Here is a 24,710-nt window from a genome sequence, read left to right on the forward strand (position 1 = left end):
ATTCACAATGTCAATGTAAGGGGGAGGAATAACGATGACAAAAAAGTCGTTGACGTTATTCGTGATATTCATAATCATGTTGTTATTAGCTGCTTGCAGTAGCAAGAATAAAGAGCAGGCAAACGAGGCGGAAGATAGCAATGATAAACCAGCCGAAACAGAAGATAACAAAGTAGATACAAGTTTGCTACCGATGGAAGTTACAAATGAGGGGGAAGCCATTGAAGGTGGTACATTACATGTAGGGCTTGTTGCAGATTCACCATTTAAAGGCATCTTCATTGCTGAGCTCTATGAGGATGCCACGGATGCATCCATTATGGGTTATGCATCAAATGGTCTATTTAAGGTTGATGGAGATTTTTTAATAACGGATGAGGGAATTGCCAAGTTAGATGTCGATACGGACAATAAAAAGGCAACAATCACGATTCAAGGGGATGTGAAATGGTCAGATGGCACACCGTTAACGGCTGAGGATTTAATTTATCCATATGAGATTATCGGTCATCCGGATTATGGCGGTGTACGCTATGATGATGACTTTAAAAACATTATTGGGGCAGAAGAGTACCACGATGGCAAAGCAGATACGATTTCTGGCATTAAAAAAATAGATGATAAATCAATTGAAATTTCGTTAAAGAAAGTATCACCAGCGATTTATTCAGGAGGGGATGGCTTATGGGGCTATGCGGCACCGAAGCATCAACTCGAATCGATTGCTATAAAAGATTTAATTTCTTCTGATGCTGTACGTAAAAATCCAATTACTCTCGGTGCATTTAAATATGATCAGATTGTAAATGGGGAGTCTGTACAGTTTGTGGCTAATGAACATTACTATAAAGGTAAACCAAAGATTGATAAGGTAGTTATTCAAGTTGTTTCAACTTCAACTATTGGTGAGGCACTGAAAGCAGGGCAATTCGATATCGCTTCAGTCCCAGCTACGCATTATGAGAATATAAAAAACTTATCGAATATAACGATATTAGGTCGTCCTGACTTATCATATGACTACCTAGGCTTTAAATTAGGGAAATACGATCAAGAAAAAGGCGAGAATGTTTATAATGAAAATGCAAAAATGAATGATCCTGATTTACGAAAAGCGATTGCTTATGCAATGGATATTGAAACGGTAACAGATAAATTTTATCAAGGCTTGCGGGTGCGTGCGAATTCATTAATTCCACCAGCATTTAAAACATACTATGATGACACGCTTGAGGGCTACCACTATAATCCTGAAAAGGCGAAACAATTACTAGATGCAGCAGGCTATAAAGATATCGATGGTGACGGTATTCGGGAAGACAAAGAGGGCAATAAGTTTGTCATTCAATTAGCAGCAAGGGCAAACTCTGATACTGCTGAAGCAATCGTCGAGTATTATCGTCAAAACTGGAAAGATGTAGGGCTTGATGTGCAACTAACAACAGGTCGTTTAATCGAAGTTAACAACTTCTACGATAAAGTACAAGCAGATGACCCTGAAATTGATATGTATATCGCAGGTTGGGGTACTGGTACGAACCCATCACCAGCAGGATTGTACAGCAAAGGAGCCGCATTTAACTTTAGTCGCTACGTTTCGGATGATTTAACGAAGCTATTAAATGATATTGACTCACAAGAGGCGTTAGATGCCACGTATCGTGCGCAAGCATTCCGTAGATGGCAAGAATATATGGCTGACAAGGCAATGGTTATTCCGATGTTATTTAGTACATCCACGATTGCGATTAATAAACGAATAAAAAGCTATAATATTGATCGTGAAACAGGTACAGAGATTCAAGATCTTGAATTGATAGCTGATGCGCCAATAAAATAAGCGTAAAGAGATGTTTAAAAGAATAATCCTAAAAAAATGATCCATCCAATGCATAATTGCAGTGGATGGATCATATATATTACTTAGTGGCAACCCAAGTTTTCACAAGATCAGCAGTACCATATACATAATGTTGTTCGCCAACTTCATGGTATGTGGCGCTTTCGTCAACTTCTGTATGTTTATAAGGAATACGTTGACGACGCTTTTCTGACATAGGGTCTGGAAGCGGAATAGCTGATAATAATGATTTTGTATAAGGGTGTACAGGATGATTGTAAATATCATCTGCTTTACCGATTTCCATAATTTTACCACGGTACATAACAGCGATACGGTCACTGATATATTTAACCATCGAAAGGTCATGGGCAATGAAAAGATACGTTAAGCCACGTTCTTTTTGTAGTTGTTTTAATAAGTTTACAACTTGCGCTTGAATCGATACGTCAAGTGCAGAGATAGGTTCATCGGCAATGATAAACTTAGGATCTAAGCTTAGCGCACGTGCGATACCGATACGTTGACGTTGACCACCAGAGAATTCATGGGCATAACGGTTAGCGTGCTCTTTGTTTAAACCAACAGCTTCAAGCAATTGGTTGATTTTTTCGCGACGTGCTTTCTTATCCTTATACAAACCGTGAATATCGAAAGCTTCCCCAATGATTTCTCCAGCCGTCATACGCGGGTTTAACGATGCGTATGGGTCTTGGAAAATCATTTGCATTTGACGATTAAAATTCTTTAATTCATTTTTAGATTTTTTACCATGAACGTTTTCACCGTCGAAAATAATTTCGCCACCTGTAATATCATAGAGGCGAATGATTGAACGACCAGTCGTTGATTTACCACAGCCTGATTCACCAACAAGACCAAGTGTTTCACCTTCGTAGACATCAAAACTAATACCATCAACAGCTTTAATAGGGTTGCTTGGTGAACCGAAATATTGTTTTACGTTTTTAACTTCAAGAATTTTTTTTGCACCCGTTTTAGTCATTGAATTCTTCCTCCTTCGCAATAAAGCCTTCAATACGTTTAGCAACCGCATCTGGAAGTGGAATTTTTGGCGCGTCAGGATGCAACAACCAAGTTTTTGCATAGTGTGTGTCGCTTACTTTGAACATTGGTGGCTCTTGCTCATAGTCAATGGCCATTGCAAATTCATTACGAGCAGCAAACGCATCACCTTTTGGAGGATTTGTAAGATCCGGTGGTGAACCAGGAATCGTACGTAATAGCTCGTCCTCATTACTATCTAAATCAGGCATAGAACCAAGTAATCCCCAAGTATAAGGATGTTTTGGATTATAGAAAATATCATCTACTGTTCCGTATTCAACGATTTGACCAGCGTACATAACGGCTACACGGTCAGCAACGTTAGCCACAACACCAAGGTCGTGGGTAATGAAAATGATAGATGTTTTAGAATTCTTTTGGATTTCTTTCATTAATTCTAAAATTTGTGCTTGAATAGTTACGTCTAATGCTGTTGTAGGCTCATCGGCAATTAACAACTTCGGATCTGCCGCAAGTGCAATAGCGATTACAACACGTTGGCGCATCCCGCCTGAAAATTCATGTGGATATTGGTTATAACGTTTTTCAGGGAATGGAATACCTACTTGCGTTAAAAGTTCAATCGCGCGTTTTTTCGCCGCATCTTTTGAAACTTTTTTATGTTGTAAAATTACTTCAGTAATTTGACGTCCGACCTTCATCGTTGGGTTCAAACTTGTCATCGGATCTTGGAAAATCATAGCAATTTCATTTCCGCGCACTTTTGACATTTCTTTTTCACTAAGTGGAATTAAATCACGGCCATTGAATAAAATTTGTCCTGACTCATAAATACCAGGTGGCTGTGGAATTAATTTCATTAAGGCGTTACTCGTAACACTCTTACCAGAACCAGATTCACCAACGATCGCTAGCGTTTCACCTTCTTTTAAATCGAAGTTTACACCACGAACAGCATGGACAAGTCCAGCATAAGTTTTAAAGTTAATTTTTAAATCTTTTACTTCTAAAATTGTTTTACTCATTTCGGCCACCTCCTTATTTACGTAGTTTTGGATCTAGTGCATCTCGTAAGCCATCACCAATAGCATTAAACGCAAAGATTGTTAGCGAGATAAATACTGCTGGGAAAATTAAGCGCCACGGAGCGTTAGCAATCGCTTTATTTCCGTCAGATGCCATTGTACCCCATGAAGCGTGTGGAGCAGGGACACCAAGTCCAAGGTAACTTAAGAACGATTCCGTGAAAATAGCAGATGGAATTGTTAATGTCATTGTTACTAAAATCGCACCAAGCGCATTTGGAATTAAATGTTTTAAAATTAAATGCCCTGTGCTAGCACCTAAAGTACGTGCAGCAAGTACATATTCTTGATTTTTAATCGATAATACTTCACCACGGACGATACGAGCCATGTTAATCCAGCCTGTAATCGAAAGGGCGATAATCATAGGGAATAAACCTGGTTGTAAAACAACTAATAATACGATTACGACTAATAGGTAAGGAACCGCAGTTAATACGTCGGCAATACGCATCATAATATTATCAACGCGACCACCAGCTAAACCTGAAATACTTCCCCAAAGAACGCCGATAATTAAGTCAATAACCGCCGCTGTAATACCGATAAATAAGGAAATACGAGCACCTGCCCAAATACGTACGAAAATATCACGCCCTAAATCATCTGTCCCAAACCAAAATTCTGCAGATGGTGGGGAGTTGAAAACACCAAGTTGATCGCTGTATTTATATTGTGAAAGCATCGGTGCAAAAATCGCCATTAAAATAATGATGATTAAAGTGACTAAACCAAAAATCGCCATCTTGTTATGTGAAAAACGAATAAATACTTCCTTCCAGAAGGAAACGGATTTATCAGCTAATTTATCAGTTGCTTCATGATTTCCACCGACAATTTTAAACATATCTTTGTTAATCGGTTGTTGCGTCATTACTTTTTCGCTCCCTTCAACTTAATTCGCGGATCAATAAAGCTATATAAAATATCGACAATTAATACCGCAAATAAAAGGATGATTGAATAGAACACTGTCGTTCCCATGATAACTGTGTAATCACGGTTTGTAATACTTTGTACAAAGTGTTTACCTAGACCAGGGATTGCGAATATATTTTCAACGATAAAACTACCTGTTACAACACCAGCTGTTAATGGACCAAGGTACGTGATAACTGGTAGAAGGGCATTACGTAAAGTATGGCGGAAAACGACTGTCCATTTGCCAATCCCTTTCGCACGAGCCATTTTTACATAATCACTGCTGTTTTGTTCAAGCATACTGGAACGTGTTAGTTTAGCGATAAAGCCCATATGTGAGAACGCAATAGCAAGGGCAGGTAAGATACTATAAACGAAGCCTTTCCATCCACTAACAGGGAACCAGCCTAATTTATAAGCTAAGAAATACTGCATTAAGCCTGCCAAAATAAACGATGGTACCGATATTCCGAGCACCGCAAAGGACGTTGCCAAATAATCCGGCCACTTATTATGATAAAGCGCTGAAACTACGCCTATTAATACACCGAATCCAACCGCCAATAGCATAGCTTCAATCCCAAGAGTTAACGAAACAGGGAAGCTCTCATTAATCATGTCATTTGTAGAACGCGCTTTATACTTCATAGACTCACCGAAATTAAATGAGGCCGTATCGATTAAATAATCTTTATATTGAATATACCAAGGGTTATTTAATCCATACGTTTCGTTTAACTTTTCCTCGATTTGCGGAGGGAAATTACGTTCACTTGCAAAAGGACTACCTGGAGCAAGACGCATTAAGAAAAACGTAGCCGTTACGATGACGAAAAGCGCGAGAAGTATATACATCAGCCTTTTCAAAATATAATTAATCACATAAAACTCCTCCTTCTATTTGTCAATTTTCTGACAAATATATGCCTTCGTATTTTAAAAAGAGCTGACTCGCGCCGAAGTGGCTTCGAGGCAGCTCTTCGCTGTAGAGCTTAAAAAATATTATTTAGATTATTTAGCGTCTAAATCAACGTTTTTAAGTTGGATGATACCAAGTCTATCTGGTCCCATGTTTTTAACATACTTTTGTTTTACTGAAAGGTTTGTGTAGTAGTAGATTGGTGCAACTGGGAATTCTGAAACTGCGACAGCTTCAGCTTCTTTTAATAGCTCAAGACGTTTCGCTGTATCAACTTCAGCAATTGCTTGTTTTAACAATTCTTTGTACTTTGGATTTTCCCAACCAGTATCGTTGTTACCGTTTTTAGCAGTATCAAACATTTCTAAGAATGTGTAAGGATCGTTGTAGTCTGCAATCCAGCCCATACGACCAATTTGATAGTCAAGAACGTTAAGTTTTTCTAAGTAAACTTGCCATTCAGAGTTATCAAGACTTACAGTAATACCAAGGTTTTTGCTCCATCCTTCTTGGATGTATTGAGCGATAGCAGCATGTCCTTCACTTGTATTGAATGATAAGTTAAGTTTGATATCTTTCGCGTCTTTAATACCAAGTTCTTTCATACCAGCTTCAAGTGCTGCTTTAGCACCTTCAACATCGTTATCTTTGTAGTAACCGCGGTCTTTTTCAAAACCACTGATTGCAGATGGAACCATACCTAATGCAGGTTTTTGTTCACCTTTAGTTACGTTGTCAATTAAGCCTTGACGGTCGATTGCTAATGTCAACGCTTTACGAATGTTAGCGTTTCCAGTAATTTTATCAGTTGTGTTAAATTTGTACCAATAGATTGCTGCATGGTCATCGATATTTAATGACTTGTCAGCTTTGAATCCATCAATAGCATCAAGCGCTACTGTTTGGTATGGAGAACCTAAGTAATCAATTTCTTTATTTTTGAACATTGTTACAGCAGTTGCTTCGTTTTCAACCATACCGATGTTTACTGTATTAAGTGCTACATTTGCAGCATCCCAGTAACCTTCGTTTTTCTTAAGCACGATTGAATCACTGTGTTTCCAAGTATCTAATGTGAAAGGTCCGTTTGTTACGTAGTTTTCACCAGCTTCAGCGTACCAATCTTCTTTACCTTCAACCACTTTTTGGTTGACTGGTGAGTAAGTTTTGAATGCAGTTAACTCTAAGAAGTAAGGTGTTGGGTTAGTTAAAGTAACAACTAATGTTTTGTCATCTTCAGCTTTAATACCTACTTCATCAACTGTACCTTCAGCATTGTTGTATTCGTAAGCACCTTTAATTGGGTAGAATACAGAAGCATATTCAGATAGGTTTTCTGGATTTAAAGCCCATTTCCAAGCATATTCGAAGTCGCCAGCAACTACTGGATCTCCGTTTGTCCATTTTGCATCACGTAAGTGGAATGTGTAAGTTAAACCATCTTCACTTACATCCCATTTCTCAGCCATAGCTGGCTGTGGTTGTCCTTCAGCGTCTGAACGAGTTAGACCTTCAAATACGTTAATTAAGATCGCACTAGATGTAGAATCTGTTGCAAGTTGTGGGTGTAAAGATGGTGGCTCAGAAGGTATTACTAAGTTCAGCTCTTTTGCTGTTTCTGATGAACCAGAATCTTTTTTATCGTCTTTTGCTTTGTCAGACGAATCTCCACCAAAGCCACATGCAGCAAGTACTAATGAAAATACTGCAAGGACAGTTAGTAATAAAAACTTTTTGTTCTTATTCATGTGAATCCCCCTTATACAATTTTTAAGCCTTTTGTGAAGCTCCTATTTAATATACCAAAAAAGTCATTGTGCACAAAATAAAAAAGATTCAAATTTATATAGTATTATCTGACATTTACAAGAATAATAATTTTCTTCTGTTTATCACTTTAGAGTACAAAAGTGTTTAAATAATGAGAATTTGATTTAAAATAGCTAAAAATATCAAAAATGAAACAAAATCAAAAAAATGATTTACTATACGGAAAATTCCTATTTTTTTGATAATATTATCACGAAATAAAAAATGATTCTAAAGTCATAGATGTTCTACCTTGAAGAATTTTTATAGTTTTGTAGAAAATCATTGTAAAACTAAGTGAATATGATTTTTTATTAGGTAATTTTTTGCAGTTTCTAATCTGAAAATAGGAATAATACTATCTATAAATGATATATAAAAATTTTGTTTTGTATTTATCTAGTATTTAGCTTTGGGAGAGAAAAAAAGGGAAAATGAGAGAAATTTGGTTGATTTAACATGACTTTTTATGTTGTTTATAGGCGGATTTTAGCGCAAGGAAGTAGTTTAATATTTTTTTAAAATAATTCATTTACCTTTATAATGGGTTTTTTTCATATAAAATGGGGTGTGTTTTTTAATTAAAAATAGATTTTTGTTTTTGCGGGTTCTTCTTTTCGACAGAAATCAACAAAGTCAGCTATATTTTGTATAAAAATGATTTCATGTCAAAATATATCGCTTTTTCAATCAGTTTATCCAATTATTTCTAAAAAAATCATATAAAAAAACACTCTAGGATGAACGCTGTCTCGTTTTCAGCGTTTACCTAGAATGTTTACTTGTTGTTTTATAACTTAAATTGGTGAATCTGATTTTGCAACTCTAATGATTTCTCGCTTAATTCTGTGGCAACGAAGTTTACTTGTTGAATTGTAGCTGCTTGTTCTTTCATTGCTTCGGCAATAATCTTTGTATTATCCGCACTTGCTGAAGCGCCGTAAGCAATTTCAGCAACTGATGCGGCTACTTGTTCAGCGCTGGCAGATATTTCTTCTGATGTTGCTGAAATATCTTCAATTTGATCGGACATCGTCGTAATTGCTTGAACAATGGATTCGAAAGCAATGCCTGCTTCTCCAATCATTTTAACACCATCATTTACAGAGTGAAGACCGTCGACTACTGCTTTTTCTACATTTTTTGTATCTTGCTGAATATCTTGTGTTAAAACGACAATTTTATTAGCGGATTGTTTTGATTCTTCGGCTAGCTTGCGCACCTCATCTGCTACAACAGCAAAGCCTTTCCCGTGTTCACCTGCGCGTGCTGCTTCGATAGCGGCATTTAGAGCGAGCAGGTTGGTTTGATCTGTAATTGCTGTAATAACTTCCGTAATATTGCTGATTTCTACTGATTGTTTACTTAGTTTTTGAACGAGTGTGTTAATAAGTTGAGTAGAATCATTGATTACATTCATTTGCTGTTGGGCTTCTTCTATTATATTGTTGCCTGTATTGGCCGTTTCTGATGTGGCGATGGCGCTATGGTGAAGCTGTTGTGTTGCTTCTGCAATACGTTGTACACCTGTAGCTGTTTCATCCATGGCGGCAGCACTTTCCTTTGCAGCAATTGTTGCGGTTTCGGCCGCGGCGGCGGTTTCATTAATGCGTGAAGATACTTCTTCTGTTGTAGCAGAAACTTCTTCAGTAGAGGCCGTTAACTCCTCGGCTGCGCCTGTTAAATGTTCTGAGTTATTTTGAATATGTGTCATTAAACTACTTAAGTTACTTTTCATCGTATTAAAGGCTATCGCTAGTTGTCCAATTTCATCTTTGGAGTGATTGGTAATATCTTGATGATATAATTCACCGTTTGCAATGTTGTTGGCAGCGGCTACAACAGATTTTAAAGGGCTAGTAACTTTGCGATGTACATAAAGCATTAGGAATATGCCAAGTGCTACACCAATAATAATCGCTATAATCGAAATGATTTGTGAATTTTTTACTGCTTCTTTAGATTCTGCTGTAATATTCTCTAGCTGTGTTTTTTGGTAATCGACAACTTTATTTGATACTTCTAGTAGTCCTCGATTTGCTTGTTGTGCATCACTATTGACTATTTTTAATGCCTCATCTAATTTTCCCTCATCATGTAAAGCTAAAGCACGATCAGCTGCTTTGTTAAAAGCATCGTTATATGTAATAAGCTCTTTGGCATATTCAACCATTTCGGGCGAATCTGCTTTTTTTGCAATTTCGGCAACGTGCTCATCTAACAATCCAGCGTGTTTAATTAAACTATCCTTATTACTTGCTGTATCTTCTATAAACATTGCGCGAATAAAAAGACCTTGCATTGCCATTTCAAATTGAATACTATCTGACAGTTCTACTTGGGAAACGCGGTCTTCTAATGCAGCTTCAACTTTCTTCTCAATATTGGAAAATTGGTTGAACAAAATAAGCAAAGACATAAATAAGATCAAAATAATTGAGAAAAAACCGAAGCTTAATTTTTTGCCAACAGACATAGTAATACGCCCTTTCTAAATTGCTTTAAAATTTTTTATAGTTAAATTAAGACATCGTAGAAGCGAGAAGTCAATAACCGGAGATAGAAACAGTTCAGAATATTCATGCTAAAAATCTTTTTATTTTAGGATAGGGCACATTGCCTGTGAAAATTGAAATGGACACAAATTTTTATCGTTATATAGTACGGATTGCTGAGAATACTTTTGAATATGAAAGATGCTATGTGATGATGATAAGGGTAAATTTGACGAAAATAGAAAAAACATATATAAGGTGATTATATTTTAAATTAAAACTATTTTTCTCATTTTCCCGTAACAGATATGATACGGAAAAAATTATGCGTTGTACTAATCCCTAAAGAAAAAATCCCTGCTGTTTTAGAAAAATTTATGTTTGCCATGAAAGAACAGAAAGACAACAAATTATTTGTTCACTCTGAGTTATATATATATTATTTTCGGGCAAATTTTACTAAAAAATGTCGAATATACAGGTTTAAACTATATGCAACCAACGTATACATTTGGAAAGGGGATACACTCAAACAAGCTGTTTTCCTTAAAGAATTTGAACAGACGAAAAAACTAATCAATGGCAAATTGTTCGCATTTTATTTGAAGATGAGTAGATGTTCAGTGAATACCAAGACATTGGTAATACTTGGTTTCCAAAAAATCAACAAAAAATCATCCCACATATGGTTGAGATCAAAGTGTAAATTGGATTGACATTAGATTACGAAACAGGCGATGTATTTGGTTTGTAATAAGAACAATATACAGCGGTCGAATTTCTGAGGTTCTTAGAAAAAGTCGTTGCTAGTTATCCAAATAAGCTTTTCGTTATTGTATTTGATAATGCCCATATCCATCATGCAAAACTAATCCAACCATTTTTAGAAAAGATCAAGAACAGTTTGAATTTCTGTCCCTTCCGCCGTATAGCGCCAATTCAATTTAATTAAAGGACTATGGAAATACAGCATTTTTTTACTGACCAACTAACCGCACTAATTATTTTAATATTCAAAATAAACAAATATTTACTTTTTGTTATTTTCGTGTTATATTTAAATAGCACAAAAAATAACTTAGGAGGTATATTATACCATGTTCAAAAAAATTACTTTAAGTGTAGCAACACTAGTATTATCAGCAGGATTATTTAGCACTTCGGCAGGTGCTGAAGAGGTAGTACAACCTTCTTCACCAATTCAAAATCCAAACCAAGTGGAGTCATCTGTTACTGTTGAGCCATTTGCTGCACAAGTTTATGTTACAAGATATGCTTACTATATCAAATCTGAATACCCACTAGCTTCTGGTACTCCTAAATATTTATCTGTAACAGAAATGATAAACAACAGTCCTTATGGGGGAAATCTTAGTAAAGTTAATGTAGAACCATATGGTTTGGATTGGTGGAAAGTTGAATATTCTGGCTATCTAACTAAATTTGAAATGTAGATGAGATTAGTGAAAAACTTGTTTTCTATAACAGATTTGTTTTTCGATTAAAAATAGGTACATTCTATTCTTTGAATAGAAAGTGCCTTATTTTTTTGCTTAACTTTGTAAATCCATATAAATCTAGGTCTTTAAGACTTTTTAGAAATAAATGGAAATAATAGCTTTATTAAATTGGTTACTTTCAACGAATGGTAGATACGTACGGAATGACCTAAAGGATGTCACGTAAAGGGAACTGCTTAGATAATACGCTCATGGAGATCTTCTTTGGGCATTCTAAATAAATGTATTTATCAAACATTTTTTCAATCTGTTTAAGAATCAGAAAAAACCATCTAAGATTACAACGTTACTATAATAAAAAATGAATAAAAGAAAAACTGGACGGTTTAAGTCCAGTTGAGTACAGAAAAAATTCGTAAAACAGTACAACTTTATGAGGGAACTGACCCCAGCGGTATAGACAAATAAAAAAAGCATCTTCGATTGAAATTCGGGTATAGATACTTAAATTTCATTTGGAGGTGTTTTTTCTATGGGAACAAGAGTTATCCCTATGAAGTGAAAATGAAAGTCATTGAGAGGCGATTAGCGGGTGTACCTATCAAACAGATTCTATTGGAATTAAATATACGCCATAAAACACAGGTGGAAACTTGGATGCGAAATGGCGAAGTCAATCGTTTGAAACAACCTGTAGGCGAATAATATAGCTTTAGTAAAGGTCCTGAACAGGACAATGAACAATCGAAATTAGCATTTGGAAAATCGGTATTTAAAGCAACAAATTGAGGTGCTAAAAAGTACGCAGAGTTGGAGAGGAAGTGGTTGGAGAAGTAGCTGTACAGTTAGTTGTTACACTGTGAGACAGATGTCAATCAAGGTCAAAGACTATATAAATTATTAAAGCTTAACCGATACTAAACAACCAGTCGCCGGTTCAATACCGTCAACTGGTTGGATGATCTTTTTAGGAGCAATCCCATAATCAATCTTACACTTCTTCTCTAATGCTATTTTTAAGACTGTTTCTTTAATTGTAAAATAACCGTTTCATCTGGGTCTATAAACAATGTTTTTTGTTCGAAGTAAATAACGAATCCAGGTTTAGCACCATTAGGCTTTTTGACTTGTCGTATTTCTGTATAATCTACCGGAACAGAGGATGAGTCACGAGCTTTTGAGAAATATGCGGCAAGGGTTGCGGCTTCTCGCAATGTCGTATCATCTGGATTAGCATCGTGAATGACTACATGAGAGCCTGGTATATCTTTTGTATGAAGCCAAATATCTGTACGCTTTGCTATTTTAAATGTCAGCATATCATTTTGCTTGTTGTTTTTCCCTACAGAAATGGGCATTCCTGTAGATGATAGATAATGTTCGGGTTCAGGTTTAAGCTGTTTTTTCTTTTTCTTGGCGTGACGAAGTTTTAAATAGCCTTGTTCTGCTAATTCTTCACGAATCTCCTCGATATCACCAGGTGATGCTTGTTGCACTTGTTGTGCTAACATTTCGAAATAAGTAATTTCTTCTCTTGTTTTTTCGAGTTGCTCTTGCACCATAATAAGGGCATTTTTAGCCTTCGTATATTTCGTGTAATAACTTTGTGCATTTTCAATCGGTGTTTTGCGCTCGCTTACCGGAATCGTTACTTGTTCAGCAGATTCACTGTAATAGTTTGTGACGGTCACTTCCTTCACACCTTTTTCAAAAGCGTAAATATTGGCCATCAATAGTTCCCCATACAATTGGAACTGATCTAGTTTGGAGGCGCGTTCAAAGTCTTTCGTCAGTTTTTTGATTTTTAATGATAGTTTGTCGATTTCGTTTTGTAACCAGCGTTCTAAATCTCCTGCTTGTTGCTTCACACGATCTCGTTCCGCGCGAGCAAAGAATACACGGTCAAGAAGCTCATGGACATTTGGATAGACCGTTTTCTCTCCTTGTAAATGTGTTAAAGCAATTGGGGAGAAGTATGTTTTATTATGTGCGGATACATACATTGGTTCTTTGCCACCATCATTAAAATCTGCCATAAAGTCTTTGAAACATCCAACTTTGTTTGACGCAACTGTTAAACGAAATAGCAACTCCTCTGCATGTAAAGGAGAAAAGCCAATAAATTGCGACACAACTTCTTTAGCGGTTTTTGGCTCTGCGAAAAATGCAGCTACTTGCTCATCAGTGACCGTAAGAGGTTGCCATTTATTTTGTGCAGGTGGGGCGATATAAGGCTGTCCAGGTAATATTGTTCGGAAACTATTCATCGAAGGTGATAAATGTTTTAAACTGTCGATAATTTTATTTTGTTCTGTATCTATTAATAACAGGTTACTATGGCGACCCATAATTTCTGCATGTAATTCCCGTACAATGGGATCACCGATTTCATTTTTACTTTGGATTTCTACTATAATAATACGATCTAACTCATGCTGTTTAATAGAAGAAATAAAACCACCCTCTAGATGCTTACGTAAAAGCATACAAAACATAGGGGGTTCAGCAGGATTTTCGATTGTTTGCTCTGTAAGATGTACACGTGCATAGGAAGGGTGGATAGAAAATAATAATTTATGGTTCCCTCCATTTGCACGGATTTGTAAAACAACTTCCTGCGCGTTAGGTTGATGTATTTTCGTAATACGACCTGTTACTAATTTTTGTAGGTCTGTTGTCATTGAATAAGTAAATAAACCATCAAATGCCATTTTAATTCCTCTTTCCAACGATATATTGCATCATTGTGTTTTTCGTATTTGCGCTGAAAAGGTCTGCTGAAACGAACTACAATGGTGCAATTCATGATTTTATAAAGTGTTCCCAAAACAGCCATTTCAAGCACGAATGCTTTTTTAGTATGTTTATCATAGCATTTTTTAGGTGAATATTAAAATATAGCTACAGATGTGGTAGAATTAATTTTTGCTCTAGCGATTTTTTTGTGGAGAGACGTCATAAATGACAGAGCTTATGTTATAATTATCCCAGTATGCAAAGAAAGGTGTGACGAACCTTGGTGCGTAGTATGACTGGTTTTGGCAGAGGTGTCACAACAACAAGAGACTTTCAGTTAACCGTAGAAATACGCTCGGTCAACCATCGTTTTTTAGAAATTCATGCAAAATTTCCGAAAGAATGGCTTGAAGCAGAAGTTTTTGCTAAGAAATTAATTTCACAAGCTTTATCCCGAGGGAAAATTGATGTGATGGTATATGTAAAAGATTTAGAAAATGTCGAGCAATCTATTGAAATTAATTGGTCATTAATTGAAGCGTATCGTAAGGCAAAAGAACAATTAGCAAGTAAAGTACCGCTAGAAGAAAAATGGACGATGCAGGAGCTACTAGCGCTTGAGAAAGCATTAGTGCAAGAAAAGCCGCAACTAACGCCAGAAGATTTATTAGGTGCTGTGGAACATGCGGTAACAGAAGCCATTGGACAGTTGATTCAAATGCGTGAGCGTGAAGGGCAAGAATTGCAAGAGGTTGTTGTACAATATAAAGAACAGCTAAAGGAACAAGTGAATCAAATACGTTCATGTTCTTCACTTGCTGTTGAAAAATATCGTACACGTTTAGTAGAACGGATTGCTGAAATTGCAGAAGTAGCGCTTTTAGAAGATCGTTTACTCGCAGAAGTAGCGATATTTGCAGAACGAGTGGACATAACGGAAGAATTGGATCGATTAGATAGTCATTTTAACCAACTGGAAGAAACGTTACTAGAAACCGTTTCAATCGGGCGTAAATTAGACTTTTTAATGCAGGAAATCCATCGCGAAATCAATACGATAGGTTCTAAAAATCAATCGACAGAAGCAGCCGTTGCAGTAGTTCAGGCAAAAACAATTTTAGAAAAGATGCGTGAGCAAGTTCAAAATATCGAATAACATGCGTGCATCTGTTATAAATTAAGGGAGATATAGAGAATAAATGATAAAAGAACGTGGATTATTAATTGTTCTGTCTGGCCCGTCTGGTGTAGGAAAAGGGACAGTGCGAAAAGAATTATTTTCTCAACCGAATACGAATTATGAGTATTCCATCTCAATGACAACACGAAATCCTCGCGAAGGTGAAGTAGATGGTGTAGACTATTTTTTCAAGACACGTGAAGAGTTTGAAACGTTAATTGACCAAGGTGGCTTATTAGAACACGCTGAATTTGTAGGAAATTACTATGGCACGCCGTTAGCCTATGTAAATGAAACACTTGATGCTGGTCGTGATGTATTTTTGGAGATTGAAGTACAAGGAGCAGCGCAAATTCGTAAAAAAGCACCGGATGCCTTATTTATTTTCTTAGCCCCTCCAAGTTTAACGGAATTAAAAGATCGTTTAGTTGGCCGTGGGACAGAAACAGCGGATGTTATTGCAAAGCGCATTGCAACTGCAAGTGAAGAGCTTGAAATGATGAGCTTATACGATTATGTAGTTGAAAATGATGAAGTGACAAATGCCTGTGATCGTATAAATGCGATTATTAAAGCCGAGCATTGTCGAAGAGAACGTGTTGAAAAAAGATATTTGTCAATGTTGAGAGGAGAATAAACCAATGTTATACCCATCAGTAGATGCCTTAAAGAAAGAAATTGATTCAAAATATTCTTTAGTAAGTTTAGCATCAAAGCGCGCTCGTCAAATGCAAGAAGTAGAAGGTACTGAGCGCCTACACAAATATGTTTCCTATAAATATGTAGGAAAAGCACTTGAAGAGGTAGCAGCAGGTGTACTTACGAAAGTATCACAGGATGAGTCCGCTGTGTACGAAGACGAAATCTAACATTGATGGTATAAAGCTTTTGCCAGTTAATGTTAAAATCTGCAGTGATTTTTTGATTATACAAAAATGTCGAGAGCTCCCGAGGAATTGTCCTTTGGGAGCTTATCGTTTGAAAGGACGACATTGTAGATGAATAAAAATATTTTACTTTGTGTTTCAGGTGGTATTGCGGTTTATAAAGCTGTAGCGCTAGTGAGTAAGCTATCACAGGCGGGTGCTCGTGTAAAGGTCATCATGACAGCATCAGCTCGACAGTTTGTCAATCCATTAAGCTTTCAAGTCATGTCAAAAAATGATGTCTACTTCGATACATTTGATGAAAAAGATTCCAATGTCATTGCCCATATAGATTTAGCTGACTGGGCAGATTTAATATTAGTCGCACCTGCAACTGCCAATGTGATTGGCAAACTTGCAAACGGTATTGCAGATGATATGGTGACAACGACATTACTTGCCACTACTGTACCCGTTTGGATTGCACCTGCGATGAATGTCCATATGTATGATCATCCAGCGGTAAAGCGCAATTTGGCACAACTAGCAACAGATGGTTATCAATTTATCGAACCGTCAGAAGGCTTTTTAGCATGTGGCTATGTTGGGAAAGGTCGTTTAGAAGAGCCAGAGAAAATTACGGCACTTGTGCAACAGTATTTTTTTGCTCCAAAGCCATTAGTAGGACGAACGGTGCTTGTGACAGCAGGAGCAAGTTATATCCCTATGGATAATCAGCATGTGATTAGCACAAAGGCCAATGGTAAGATTGGGCAAGCGTTAGCGAGAGAAGCGCAAGCACTAGGGGCACATGTCATTCTGTTAGGTGAAGAAGCAACAAATGTGTATGACCTTATAACGCAAGTAGAGAACGTTAAAAAGCAAAACGCACAGCTTTTATTTATCCACGCAGCCAACATACCAACAATTGAAAGTGCCCCTATTCTATCCATTGAAGGTACAGAGGCAGTGACATTTGGACAAAAAGTACTAGGGAATCCGATGTTACAAGTAATAGCCGATGAATGGATTGATGATAGTCAAACAGCAACAATAAACGGACAAATTGTCAATATTTCAGATACGACACAATTTGCAAAGGTTTTATGGCAGCATATATTACAAGGTGAGTTGCAATGAGCGTTTTATATGCAGAAATCATAGTGGATGTTTCAACATACCATGTAGATCGCTCTTTTGACTATTCGGTTCCTGCAGAATGGGTAGCTGTTATAGAGAAAGGCTGTCGTGTAAAAGTACCATTTGGGCCGAGAAATGTACTAGGATTTGTTGTAGGTTTAAAACATGAAACAGAAGTTCCGACAAATAAACTAAAGCCGATTGCTCAAATTTTAGATATAGAGCCTGTTTTTACTGAAGAAATGTTGTTGATGGCAAAGTGGCTTAAAAATGAAACAATTTGCTATGAAATTGATGCATTGCAAGTAATGCTACCATCCGCATTAAGAGCTAAGTATGAAAAAATCGTCAAATTACTCAATCATCAAACGATTTTGCCAATGGCAGTTCAACAAATTTTCGGGAAGCGACAACAGGCAAACTTTAAGGAATTTGAACGGGCTGGATTATTGCCGCTCTTAAAAACGTTAATTGCCGATAAAATTGTAAAAATAGAAAATGTCGTAAAGCAACAAGGCAATGTAAAAGCAGTTCGTATGGTAAAGATTTCTGAAGACGAACAAGCATTAAGCAATGCTATGCAAGAGGCATCAAGAGCTGTGAAGCAACGTTCTTTAATTGAGTGGATGGCTTCGCATTTAGGTGAAGTTTTTACACCACAGCAAATTTATGAAGCAACTGCTGTCTCTGCTGCTGTATTGCAAGGGGTTATTGAAAAAGGCGCAGCAAGTTTTATACAGGAAGAAGTGTATCGCGATCCTTTTACAAAGGATGTTGCACGTACACAGTCCTTACAATTAACGGACGAACAAGCAGTTGCATTAAAGGCAATTACGCATGCTATTGATACACAATCTGCTTCCACCTTTTTATTGCAAGGTGTTACAGGTAGTGGCAAAACGGAAGTTTACTTGCAAGCAATCCAAAAGGTTTTAAATGAAGGCAAGGAAGCCATTATGCTAGTGCCTGAAATTTCGTTAACGCCCCAAATGACGGAGCGTTTTCGTAGTCGTTTTGGTGAGATGGTTGCCGTAATGCATAGTGGGTTATCTGTTGGAGAGAAGTATGATGAGTGGCGCAAAATTCAACAAGGGAAAGTAAGCGTCGTCGTAGGTGCTCGTTCAGCCATTTTCGCCCCCTTTACTAATTTAGGGTTAATTATCTTAGATGAAGAACATGAATCGACTTACAAGCAGGAAGATTCACCCCGTTACCATGCGAGAGATGTAGCCATTTGGCGAAGCCAATACTTCCGTTGTCCTGTTATTTTAGGGAGTGCGACACCCGCTCTTGAGTCATATGCTCGTGCAAAAAAAGGGGTCTATACATTATTAACGTTAAAACAGCGTGCGCTGCATCAAGCAATGCCAACTGTATATGTCGCAGATATGCGAGAGGAACTCCAAAAAGGAAATCGCTCAATGTTTTCTGAACTACTGATTGAAGGGATACGGACGCGACTTGAACGACAAGAACAGATGGTGTTGTTTTTAAATCGAAGAGGTTATTCGTCCTTTGTGCTATGTCGTGATTGTGGAACGGTTGTACAATGTCCGAACTGTGATATTTCATTAACCTATCATCGTACAACTGAAAAACTTAAATGTCATTACTGTGGTTATGAAGAACAGGTGCCACAAATTTGCCCGCAATGTCAAAGTGAGCATATTCGATATTTTGGTACAGGGACACAAAAGGTAGAAGAAGAAATCTATAAATTATTTCCAGAAGCAAGAGTACTACGAATGGATGTTGATACAACAAAGCACAAGGGGGCACATGAAGAGATTTTGCAAGCATTTGGTGAGGGGCAAGCTGATATTTTACTCGGTACGCAAATGATTGCAAAGGGACTTGATTTTCCTAATATTACACTTGTTGGTGTGCTTAGTGCCGATACATCCTTACATTTACCAGACTACCGTGCGGCGGAGCGAACTTTCCAATTACTTACACAGGTAAGTGGTAGAGCAGGCCGTCATGATAAAGCGGGCGAAGTCGTAATCCAAACCTATACGCCTGAGCATTATGCAATTGAATTAGCTAAAGTACAAGATTACGAGCCATTTTATGAACGAGAAATGTTTTTACGCCGTCGTTCTGGCTACCCACCTTATTATTTCGTAGCACTTATACAAGTATCCCATGAAGATGTCATGATGGCAGCAGAGTATGCGGGGCGCGCAGCAGATTGGCTTCGAGGGAATTTATCCAATCAAGTGTCCATTATTGGCCCAACGGTGGCGAGTATTAGCCGTCTCCAAAATAGATATCGCTATCAATGTTTGATAAAATATAAAATTGAACCAAATCTGATACCTGTCTTGCAACGTTTACTTGCGATGTATCGAGCAGATTGGATTAAACAGGGGATATTAATGACGGTTGATTTAGACCCGTCTACAATATAAAGAGGTGCAATAGCTGCTTTTTGAGCAAGCTTGAATACATCATAATTGATTCAAATGGCGATTTGCCTAATATTGAAATTAAGGCAAGAGAGCGCCTTATATAATAGAAATGAGGAACGAGAAATGGCGATTAAAAAAGTGATCGAACATCCAGCAAAAGTATTATCTACACCATGTGCTGAAGTAACAGAAATTAACGAAGAGATTATTGCATTACTTGATGATTTATATGACACGATGGTGGAATATGATGGTGTGGGGATTGCCGCACCACAAATTAATGTTGGACTACGCGTGGCAATTGTTGAACTAGGTGAAGAAAGAGATATTTTAGAAATGATTAACCCTACTGTTATTAAAACAGACGGAGCAGAAGTGGATATCGAAGGATGCTTAAGCTTCCCTGGATTATATGGAGAAGTTGAACGTCCTGATTATGTAAAAATTGAAGCTTGTGACCGAGAAGGGCGTGTCTATGAGCTTGAAGCTGGCGGCTTTGAAGCGCGAGCGATTTTACATGAAATCGACCATTTAGATGGCATTTTATTTGATTCCAAAATTAAACGCATTGTGACAGAAGAAGAGCTAGAAGAAATGTACGCAGAAGAGGAGGAATAATATGACGTCAATTATTTTTATGGGGACACCTGATTTCTCAGCGCCAATTTTGCGTATGCTACACAATGAGGGGTATGATATCAAGGCTGTTGTGACGCAACCAGATCGACCAGTTGGACGTAAGCGAGTGCTAACACCGCCACCTGTTAAAGCAGCGGCATTGGAATTAGGACTACCTGTTATTCAACCAGAAAAGCTGCGTGGCTCTGAGGAATTACAGCAAATACTAGATTTACAACCAGATATCGTTATTACAGCAGCTTTTGGACAAATTTTACCGAAAGAATTGCTTGATGCACCGCCACTTGGCTGCATTAATGTGCATGCCTCCCTTTTACCGAAATATCGTGGAGGAGCGCCAATTCACCAAGCCATTATGGATGGTGAAAAAGAAACAGGCGTAACTATTATGTATATGGCGGAGAAGTTAGATGCAGGCGACATCATATCTCAAAAGGCAATCGCTATTGAAGAAGATGACCATACAGGTGGTCTATTTAATAAATTAAGTGTTGTAGGGTGTGAGCTATTAAAAGAAACACTTCCTTCTATTATTAATAGAACAAATAGCCGGACAGTACAAGATGAAACACAAGTGACATTTGCCAGCAATATATCGCGTGAACAGGAGCGAATTGATTGGACAAAGGATGCCACGACTCTCTACAATCAAGTGCGAGGATTACACCCTTGGCCAGTAGCCTATACAACATTTGAAGAAGGCAACTTTAAAATTTGGTGGGCACAAGTTGGACAAGCGAAACATAACGTGACACCTGGTACAGTGGTAGCAATTGCAAAGGATCATTTTGAAGTTGCGGCTGGCAATGGGACAGCACTGGCATTATACGATATTCAACCAGCAGGAAAAAAACGAATGACGGCAGAGGATTATTTGCGAGGCACAGGTTCGAAATTACAGATCGGGGACCAATTTAAATGAGTAAAAAAAGCGTAGTAATTTGGGATGGCAATGTACGAGATGCCGCACTTTCTATCCTATTAGCAGTTGATAAAAACCAAGCGTATAGTAATTTACTTTTACACGAAACGATTAAACGCCATAAAATAGAAGCAAAGGATCGTGCACTTTTAACAGAAATTACGTATGGGACGCTTCAATATAAAATGACTCTTGACTACTATTTAGAGCCATTTATTCGTGGTAAACTAGATCATTGGGTGCGTTGGCTACTGCGTTTGTCGCTATATCAAATGCACTTTTTAACACGTATACCACCGCATGCAGCCGTAAATGAAGCGGTAGAAATTGCAAAACGTCGTGGGCACCAGGGGATTGCTTCGACAGTCAATGGTATTTTGCGTTCTATCTTGCGTCAAGGCGTAAGAGCGATAGAGGATATAACAGACCCTATCGAACGTCTTGCTATTGCAACGAGTCATCCACAATGGTTAGTTGAACGCTTTGTTCATAATTATGGTCTGGAAGTAGCGACAGCAATGCTTCACGAAAATAATGTTCCACCGGTGCAAACGGTGCGCGTCAATAGAACCGTGGCGACTCCAGAACAAGCGATTGCCAGTTTACAAGCGGAAGGCTTAACAGTACAGCAAAGTGACCTAATGCCAGAATGTCTTCATGTCACAAATGGGCAACCTGCTCGTACAAAGGCATTTCAAGATGGTGTGATTACCATTCAAGATGAAAGCTCCATGATTCCTGCAAATGTGTTGAATCCTTCTCCTGGTATGCGCGTCTTAGATATGTGTGCAGCACCAGGTGGTAAAACAACGCATCTAGCGGAGAAAATGGGCAATAAAGGTTCTATTTTGGCAACGGATTTACATCCACATAAATTAGATTTAATCGACCATAATACAGAACGTCTAGGACTTGATATTGTAGAAACGGCTCCGATTGATGGACGCAAGGCTCCAGACTTTTTACAATTGGAATCATTCGATGCGGTGTTAGTCGATGCACCTTGTAGTGGCTTAGGGGTTATGCGTCGTAAGCCAGATATTAAATATACGAAGCGTGAAGAGGATTTAGAAAATCTTCAAAAAATTCAACTGGCGCTCCTCGATGCGGCAACGAAAGTATTAAAACAAGATGGCAAGCTTGTCTATAGTACATGCACAGTCGATAAACAAGAAAACGAAGGCACTGTTGAGGCCTTTTTAACAGAGCATCCAGAAATGGAAGCTATACAACTAGAATCTTTACCAACAAAATTAGCGGAAAAGCAAGCAAATGGCATGCTTCAAGTCTTTCCACAAGACTTCGGCAGCGATGGTTTCTTCGTCGCGGCCTTTCGTAAAAAAGGAGAATCCAACTAATGGTGGATCAAGAGCAATTTAATGAACGTATTAACGATTTAGTCGAGGAAGCGGAAGATAAGCCTGTTCGACGAGCGAAAAAAGAAAAACCAAATTTAAAAGAATCCATTTATTCATTACAACCGCACCAATTAGAAGAATGGCTAATAGAAAATGGGGAAAAAGCATTCCGCGCGGCACAAATTTTTGATTGGCTATACAATAAACGAGTAAAAACATTTGAGGAAATGTCTAATCTATCTAAAGCATTACGTGACAAGTTAGAGGCAAGCTTTGCTTTAACAACGTTGTCAACGATTATTAAACAAGAATCAAAAGATGGTACGATTAAATTTTTATTCCAATTACAAGATGGCTATTCCATTGAAACAGTTTTAATGCGCCATGAATATGGCAACTCCGTTTGTGTCACAACGCAAGTTGGCTGTCGAATTGGTTGTACGTTCTGTGCATCAACGTTAGGTGGACTAAAACGTCATTTATTAGCGGGGGAAATTGTGGAGCAAGTTGTCAAAGTACAGCAAGCTTTAGATGAAGTAAACGAACGTGTATCTCATATCGTTATTATGGGCATAGGCGAACCTTTCGATAACTATGATGCCATGATGAACTTCCTAAAAGTAATCAATCATGAAAAGGGCTTAAACATTGGTGCCCGTCATATTACCGTTTCAACATCAGGTATTGTACCAAAAATTTATCAATTTGCTGATGAACAGCTGCAAATTAACTTTGCTGTTTCCTTGCACGCACCGAACCAAGAGGCTCGTCAAAAATTAATGCCTATTGCACGTGCCTACAAATTAGAGGAACTGATGGAAGCCGTTCGTTACTATACGAAAAAAACGGGACGTCGTGTTAGTTTTGAGTATGGTTTAATGTCTGGTGAAAATGATTCCGTTGAAGTGGCTGAAGAATTATCGGCTCTTATAAAAGGTATAAAATGCCATGTTAACTTAATTCCTGTAAACTACGTACCAGAACGTGATTATATTCGCACATCTCGCAGTAAAATTTTTGCTTTTGAAAAAACATTAAAGAAAAATGGTATCAATGTAACAATCCGTAGAGAGCAAGGTTCTGATATTGATGCGGCTTGCGGACAATTACGTGCGAAAGAGAGATCTGAAGAAACGAGGTGACCAGTGATGAAATACACAGTCGAAAGTGATATTGGTTTAAAACGAGCAATTAATGAAGACCGCGCTGCCTTTTTTAAACGTCCAGATGGGCTCGCACTCGCACTTGTGGCGGATGGCATGGGTGGTCATAATGCTGGCGATGTAGCGAGTGATATGGCAATGAAACAAATGGAAACTGTGTTTTTACAAGCAGAGGCACATCATTTTGCAACTATGACATCAAAAAAAGAATGGTTACGACAAGCAGTTAAGCTTTTAAATACAAATATATTCAACTATTCTTTATCACACGAAGACTGTAAAGGAATGGGGACGACGTTTATCGCCGTGTTAATTGAAGGGAATTATTGCTTCATTGCACATGTTGGTGATAGTCGCGTGTATTATTTCTTTGATGATGGCGCACAACAAATAACAAGAGATCACTCCTATGTTAATGTTCTGCTTGAAAATGGTGAAATTAGCGAAGAGGAAGCATTGACGCATCCAAAGAAAAATTTCATTTTAAAAGCTGTTGGAACAGAGGAAACTATTGAACCAGACTTTTATGAAGTAGAGCTAGCGCCAAAATCGTATTTACTCATTTGTTCTGACGGTTTAAGTAATAAACTATCAGTGTATGAAATGGCATCTATCATTACCTATCCAGATGTAATTGAAGAAAAAGGGCGAAAGCTTGTGGAACTAGCAAATGCAAGCGGGGGGGAAGACAATATCTCCCTCGTGTTACTCACAAGGCAAGATGAGGAGGTGTAAGT

At 37.8% G+C, this 24,710-nt stretch carries 20 protein-coding genes; 13 read left to right on the forward strand and 7 right to left on the reverse strand.

The window, feature by feature from the left end; genetic code table 11:
* The first annotated feature begins 34 nt into the window (after positions 1-34).
* Positions 35-1,840 carry an oligopeptide ABC transporter substrate-binding protein gene (locus MKY08_RS04395; RefSeq protein WP_069510210.1) on the forward strand — a complete coding sequence of 602 codons (1,806 nt, stop codon included), beginning with the start codon at positions 35-37 and terminating at the stop codon, positions 1,838-1,840.
* Between the two features lie 79 nt (positions 1,841-1,919).
* Here MKY08_RS04395 and MKY08_RS04400 read toward each other — a convergent pair whose 3' ends face one another.
* The 6 genes from MKY08_RS04400 to MKY08_RS04425 all read right to left on the reverse strand — a co-directional run bounded on the left by MKY08_RS04400 (position 1,920) and on the right by MKY08_RS04425 (position 10,079).
* Complete coding sequence (locus tag MKY08_RS04400) at positions 1,920-2,846, reverse strand: ATP-binding cassette domain-containing protein (protein ID WP_069510208.1); 927 nt, start codon at positions 2,844-2,846, stop codon at positions 1,920-1,922.
* Positions 2,839-3,894, reverse strand: coding sequence for an ABC transporter ATP-binding protein (locus MKY08_RS04405; protein ID WP_024362098.1), 1,056 nt, complete (start codon positions 3,892-3,894; stop codon positions 2,839-2,841). The genes MKY08_RS04400 and MKY08_RS04405 overlap by 8 nt, the downstream gene beginning before the upstream one ends.
* A gap of 13 nt (positions 3,895-3,907) precedes the next feature.
* The gene (locus tag MKY08_RS04410) at positions 3,908-4,828 is read right to left on the reverse strand and encodes an ABC transporter permease (RefSeq protein ID WP_024362097.1); all 921 of its coding nucleotides are present in this window, start codon (positions 4,826-4,828) and stop codon (positions 3,908-3,910) included.
* Complete coding sequence (locus MKY08_RS04415) at positions 4,828-5,757, reverse strand: ABC transporter permease (RefSeq protein WP_069510206.1); 930 nt, start codon at positions 5,755-5,757, stop codon at positions 4,828-4,830. The genes MKY08_RS04410 and MKY08_RS04415 overlap by 1 nt, the downstream gene beginning before the upstream one ends.
* Positions 5,758-5,886: 129 nt before the next feature.
* Positions 5,887-7,542, reverse strand: a complete 1,656-nt coding sequence (locus tag MKY08_RS04420; RefSeq protein WP_069510204.1) for a peptide ABC transporter substrate-binding protein — start codon at positions 7,540-7,542, stop codon at positions 5,887-5,889.
* An 851-nt stretch (positions 7,543-8,393) separates the two neighbouring features.
* On the reverse strand, positions 8,394-10,079 hold the full coding sequence (locus tag MKY08_RS04425) for a methyl-accepting chemotaxis protein (protein ID WP_069510202.1): 1,686 nt from the start codon (positions 10,077-10,079) through the stop codon (positions 8,394-8,396).
* Between the two features lie 1,116 nt (positions 10,080-11,195).
* On the opposite strand from MKY08_RS04425, the gene MKY08_RS04430 reads away from it, so the two are divergent.
* On the forward strand, positions 11,196-11,552 hold the full coding sequence (locus tag MKY08_RS04430) for a hypothetical protein (RefSeq protein WP_069510198.1): 357 nt from the start codon (positions 11,196-11,198) through the stop codon (positions 11,550-11,552).
* Positions 11,553-12,116: 564 nt separating this feature from the next.
* Positions 12,117-12,263 carry a hypothetical protein gene (locus MKY08_RS04435; RefSeq protein ID WP_342534767.1) on the forward strand — a complete coding sequence of 49 codons (147 nt, stop codon included), beginning with the start codon at positions 12,117-12,119 and terminating at the stop codon, positions 12,261-12,263.
* Positions 12,264-12,574: 311 nt separating this feature from the next.
* On the opposite strand, the gene MKY08_RS04440 is transcribed toward MKY08_RS04435, so the two are convergent.
* Positions 12,575-14,269: an NFACT RNA binding domain-containing protein gene (locus MKY08_RS04440; RefSeq protein WP_069510196.1), complete on the reverse strand. Its 1,695-nt coding sequence runs from the start codon at positions 14,267-14,269 to the stop codon at positions 12,575-12,577.
* Positions 14,270-14,574: 305 nt separating this feature from the next.
* Here MKY08_RS04440 and MKY08_RS04445 point away from each other — a divergent pair, with 305 nt between their 5' ends.
* The 10 genes from MKY08_RS04445 (at position 14,575) to MKY08_RS04490 (ending at position 24,708) form a co-directional block, all read left to right on the forward strand.
* Positions 14,575-15,450: a YicC/YloC family endoribonuclease gene (locus MKY08_RS04445; protein ID WP_069510194.1), complete on the forward strand. Its 876-nt coding sequence runs from the start codon at positions 14,575-14,577 to the stop codon at positions 15,448-15,450.
* A 43-nt stretch (positions 15,451-15,493) separates the two neighbouring features.
* Positions 15,494-16,111: a guanylate kinase gene (gene gmk, locus MKY08_RS04450; protein ID WP_024362091.1), complete on the forward strand. Its 618-nt coding sequence runs from the start codon at positions 15,494-15,496 to the stop codon at positions 16,109-16,111.
* Between the two features lie 4 nt (positions 16,112-16,115).
* A complete protein-coding gene (gene rpoZ, locus MKY08_RS04455; RefSeq protein WP_024362090.1) occupies positions 16,116-16,343 on the forward strand; it encodes a DNA-directed RNA polymerase subunit omega in 228 nt (75 codons plus the stop codon).
* A 129-nt stretch (positions 16,344-16,472) separates the two neighbouring features.
* Entirely contained in the window at positions 16,473-17,480 is a 1,008-nt protein-coding gene (gene coaBC / locus MKY08_RS04460) for a bifunctional phosphopantothenoylcysteine decarboxylase/phosphopantothenate--cysteine ligase CoaBC (protein ID WP_069510191.1), read from the forward strand.
* Entirely contained in the window at positions 17,477-19,891 is a 2,415-nt protein-coding gene (priA, locus tag MKY08_RS04465) for a primosomal protein N' (protein WP_069510189.1), read from the forward strand. Before coaBC ends, priA begins: the two co-directional genes overlap by 4 nt.
* Positions 19,892-20,014: 123 nt before the next feature.
* Entirely contained in the window at positions 20,015-20,509 is a 495-nt protein-coding gene (gene def / locus MKY08_RS04470) for a peptide deformylase (protein WP_069510187.1), read from the forward strand.
* 1 nt (position 20,510) lies between these two features.
* Positions 20,511-21,452, forward strand: coding sequence for a methionyl-tRNA formyltransferase (gene fmt / locus MKY08_RS04475; protein ID WP_069510185.1), 942 nt, complete (start codon positions 20,511-20,513; stop codon positions 21,450-21,452).
* A complete protein-coding gene (rsmB, locus tag MKY08_RS04480) occupies positions 21,449-22,810 on the forward strand; it encodes a 16S rRNA (cytosine(967)-C(5))-methyltransferase RsmB (RefSeq protein WP_069510183.1) in 1,362 nt (453 codons plus the stop codon). Before fmt ends, rsmB begins: the two co-directional genes overlap by 4 nt.
* The gene (gene rlmN, locus MKY08_RS04485) at positions 22,810-23,952 is read left to right on the forward strand and encodes a 23S rRNA (adenine(2503)-C(2))-methyltransferase RlmN (RefSeq protein WP_069510181.1); all 1,143 of its coding nucleotides are present in this window, start codon (positions 22,810-22,812) and stop codon (positions 23,950-23,952) included. The genes rsmB and rlmN overlap by 1 nt, the downstream gene beginning before the upstream one ends.
* A 6-nt stretch (positions 23,953-23,958) precedes the next feature.
* Entirely contained in the window at positions 23,959-24,708 is a 750-nt protein-coding gene (locus MKY08_RS04490; protein WP_024362083.1) for a Stp1/IreP family PP2C-type Ser/Thr phosphatase, read from the forward strand.
* The last annotated feature ends 2 nt before the right edge of the window (positions 24,709-24,710 follow it).

This window comes from Lysinibacillus sp. FSL M8-0337 (assembly GCF_038593855.1).
GTDB classification, from domain to species: domain Bacteria; phylum Bacillota; class Bacilli; order Bacillales_A; family Planococcaceae; genus Lysinibacillus; species Lysinibacillus sphaericus_D.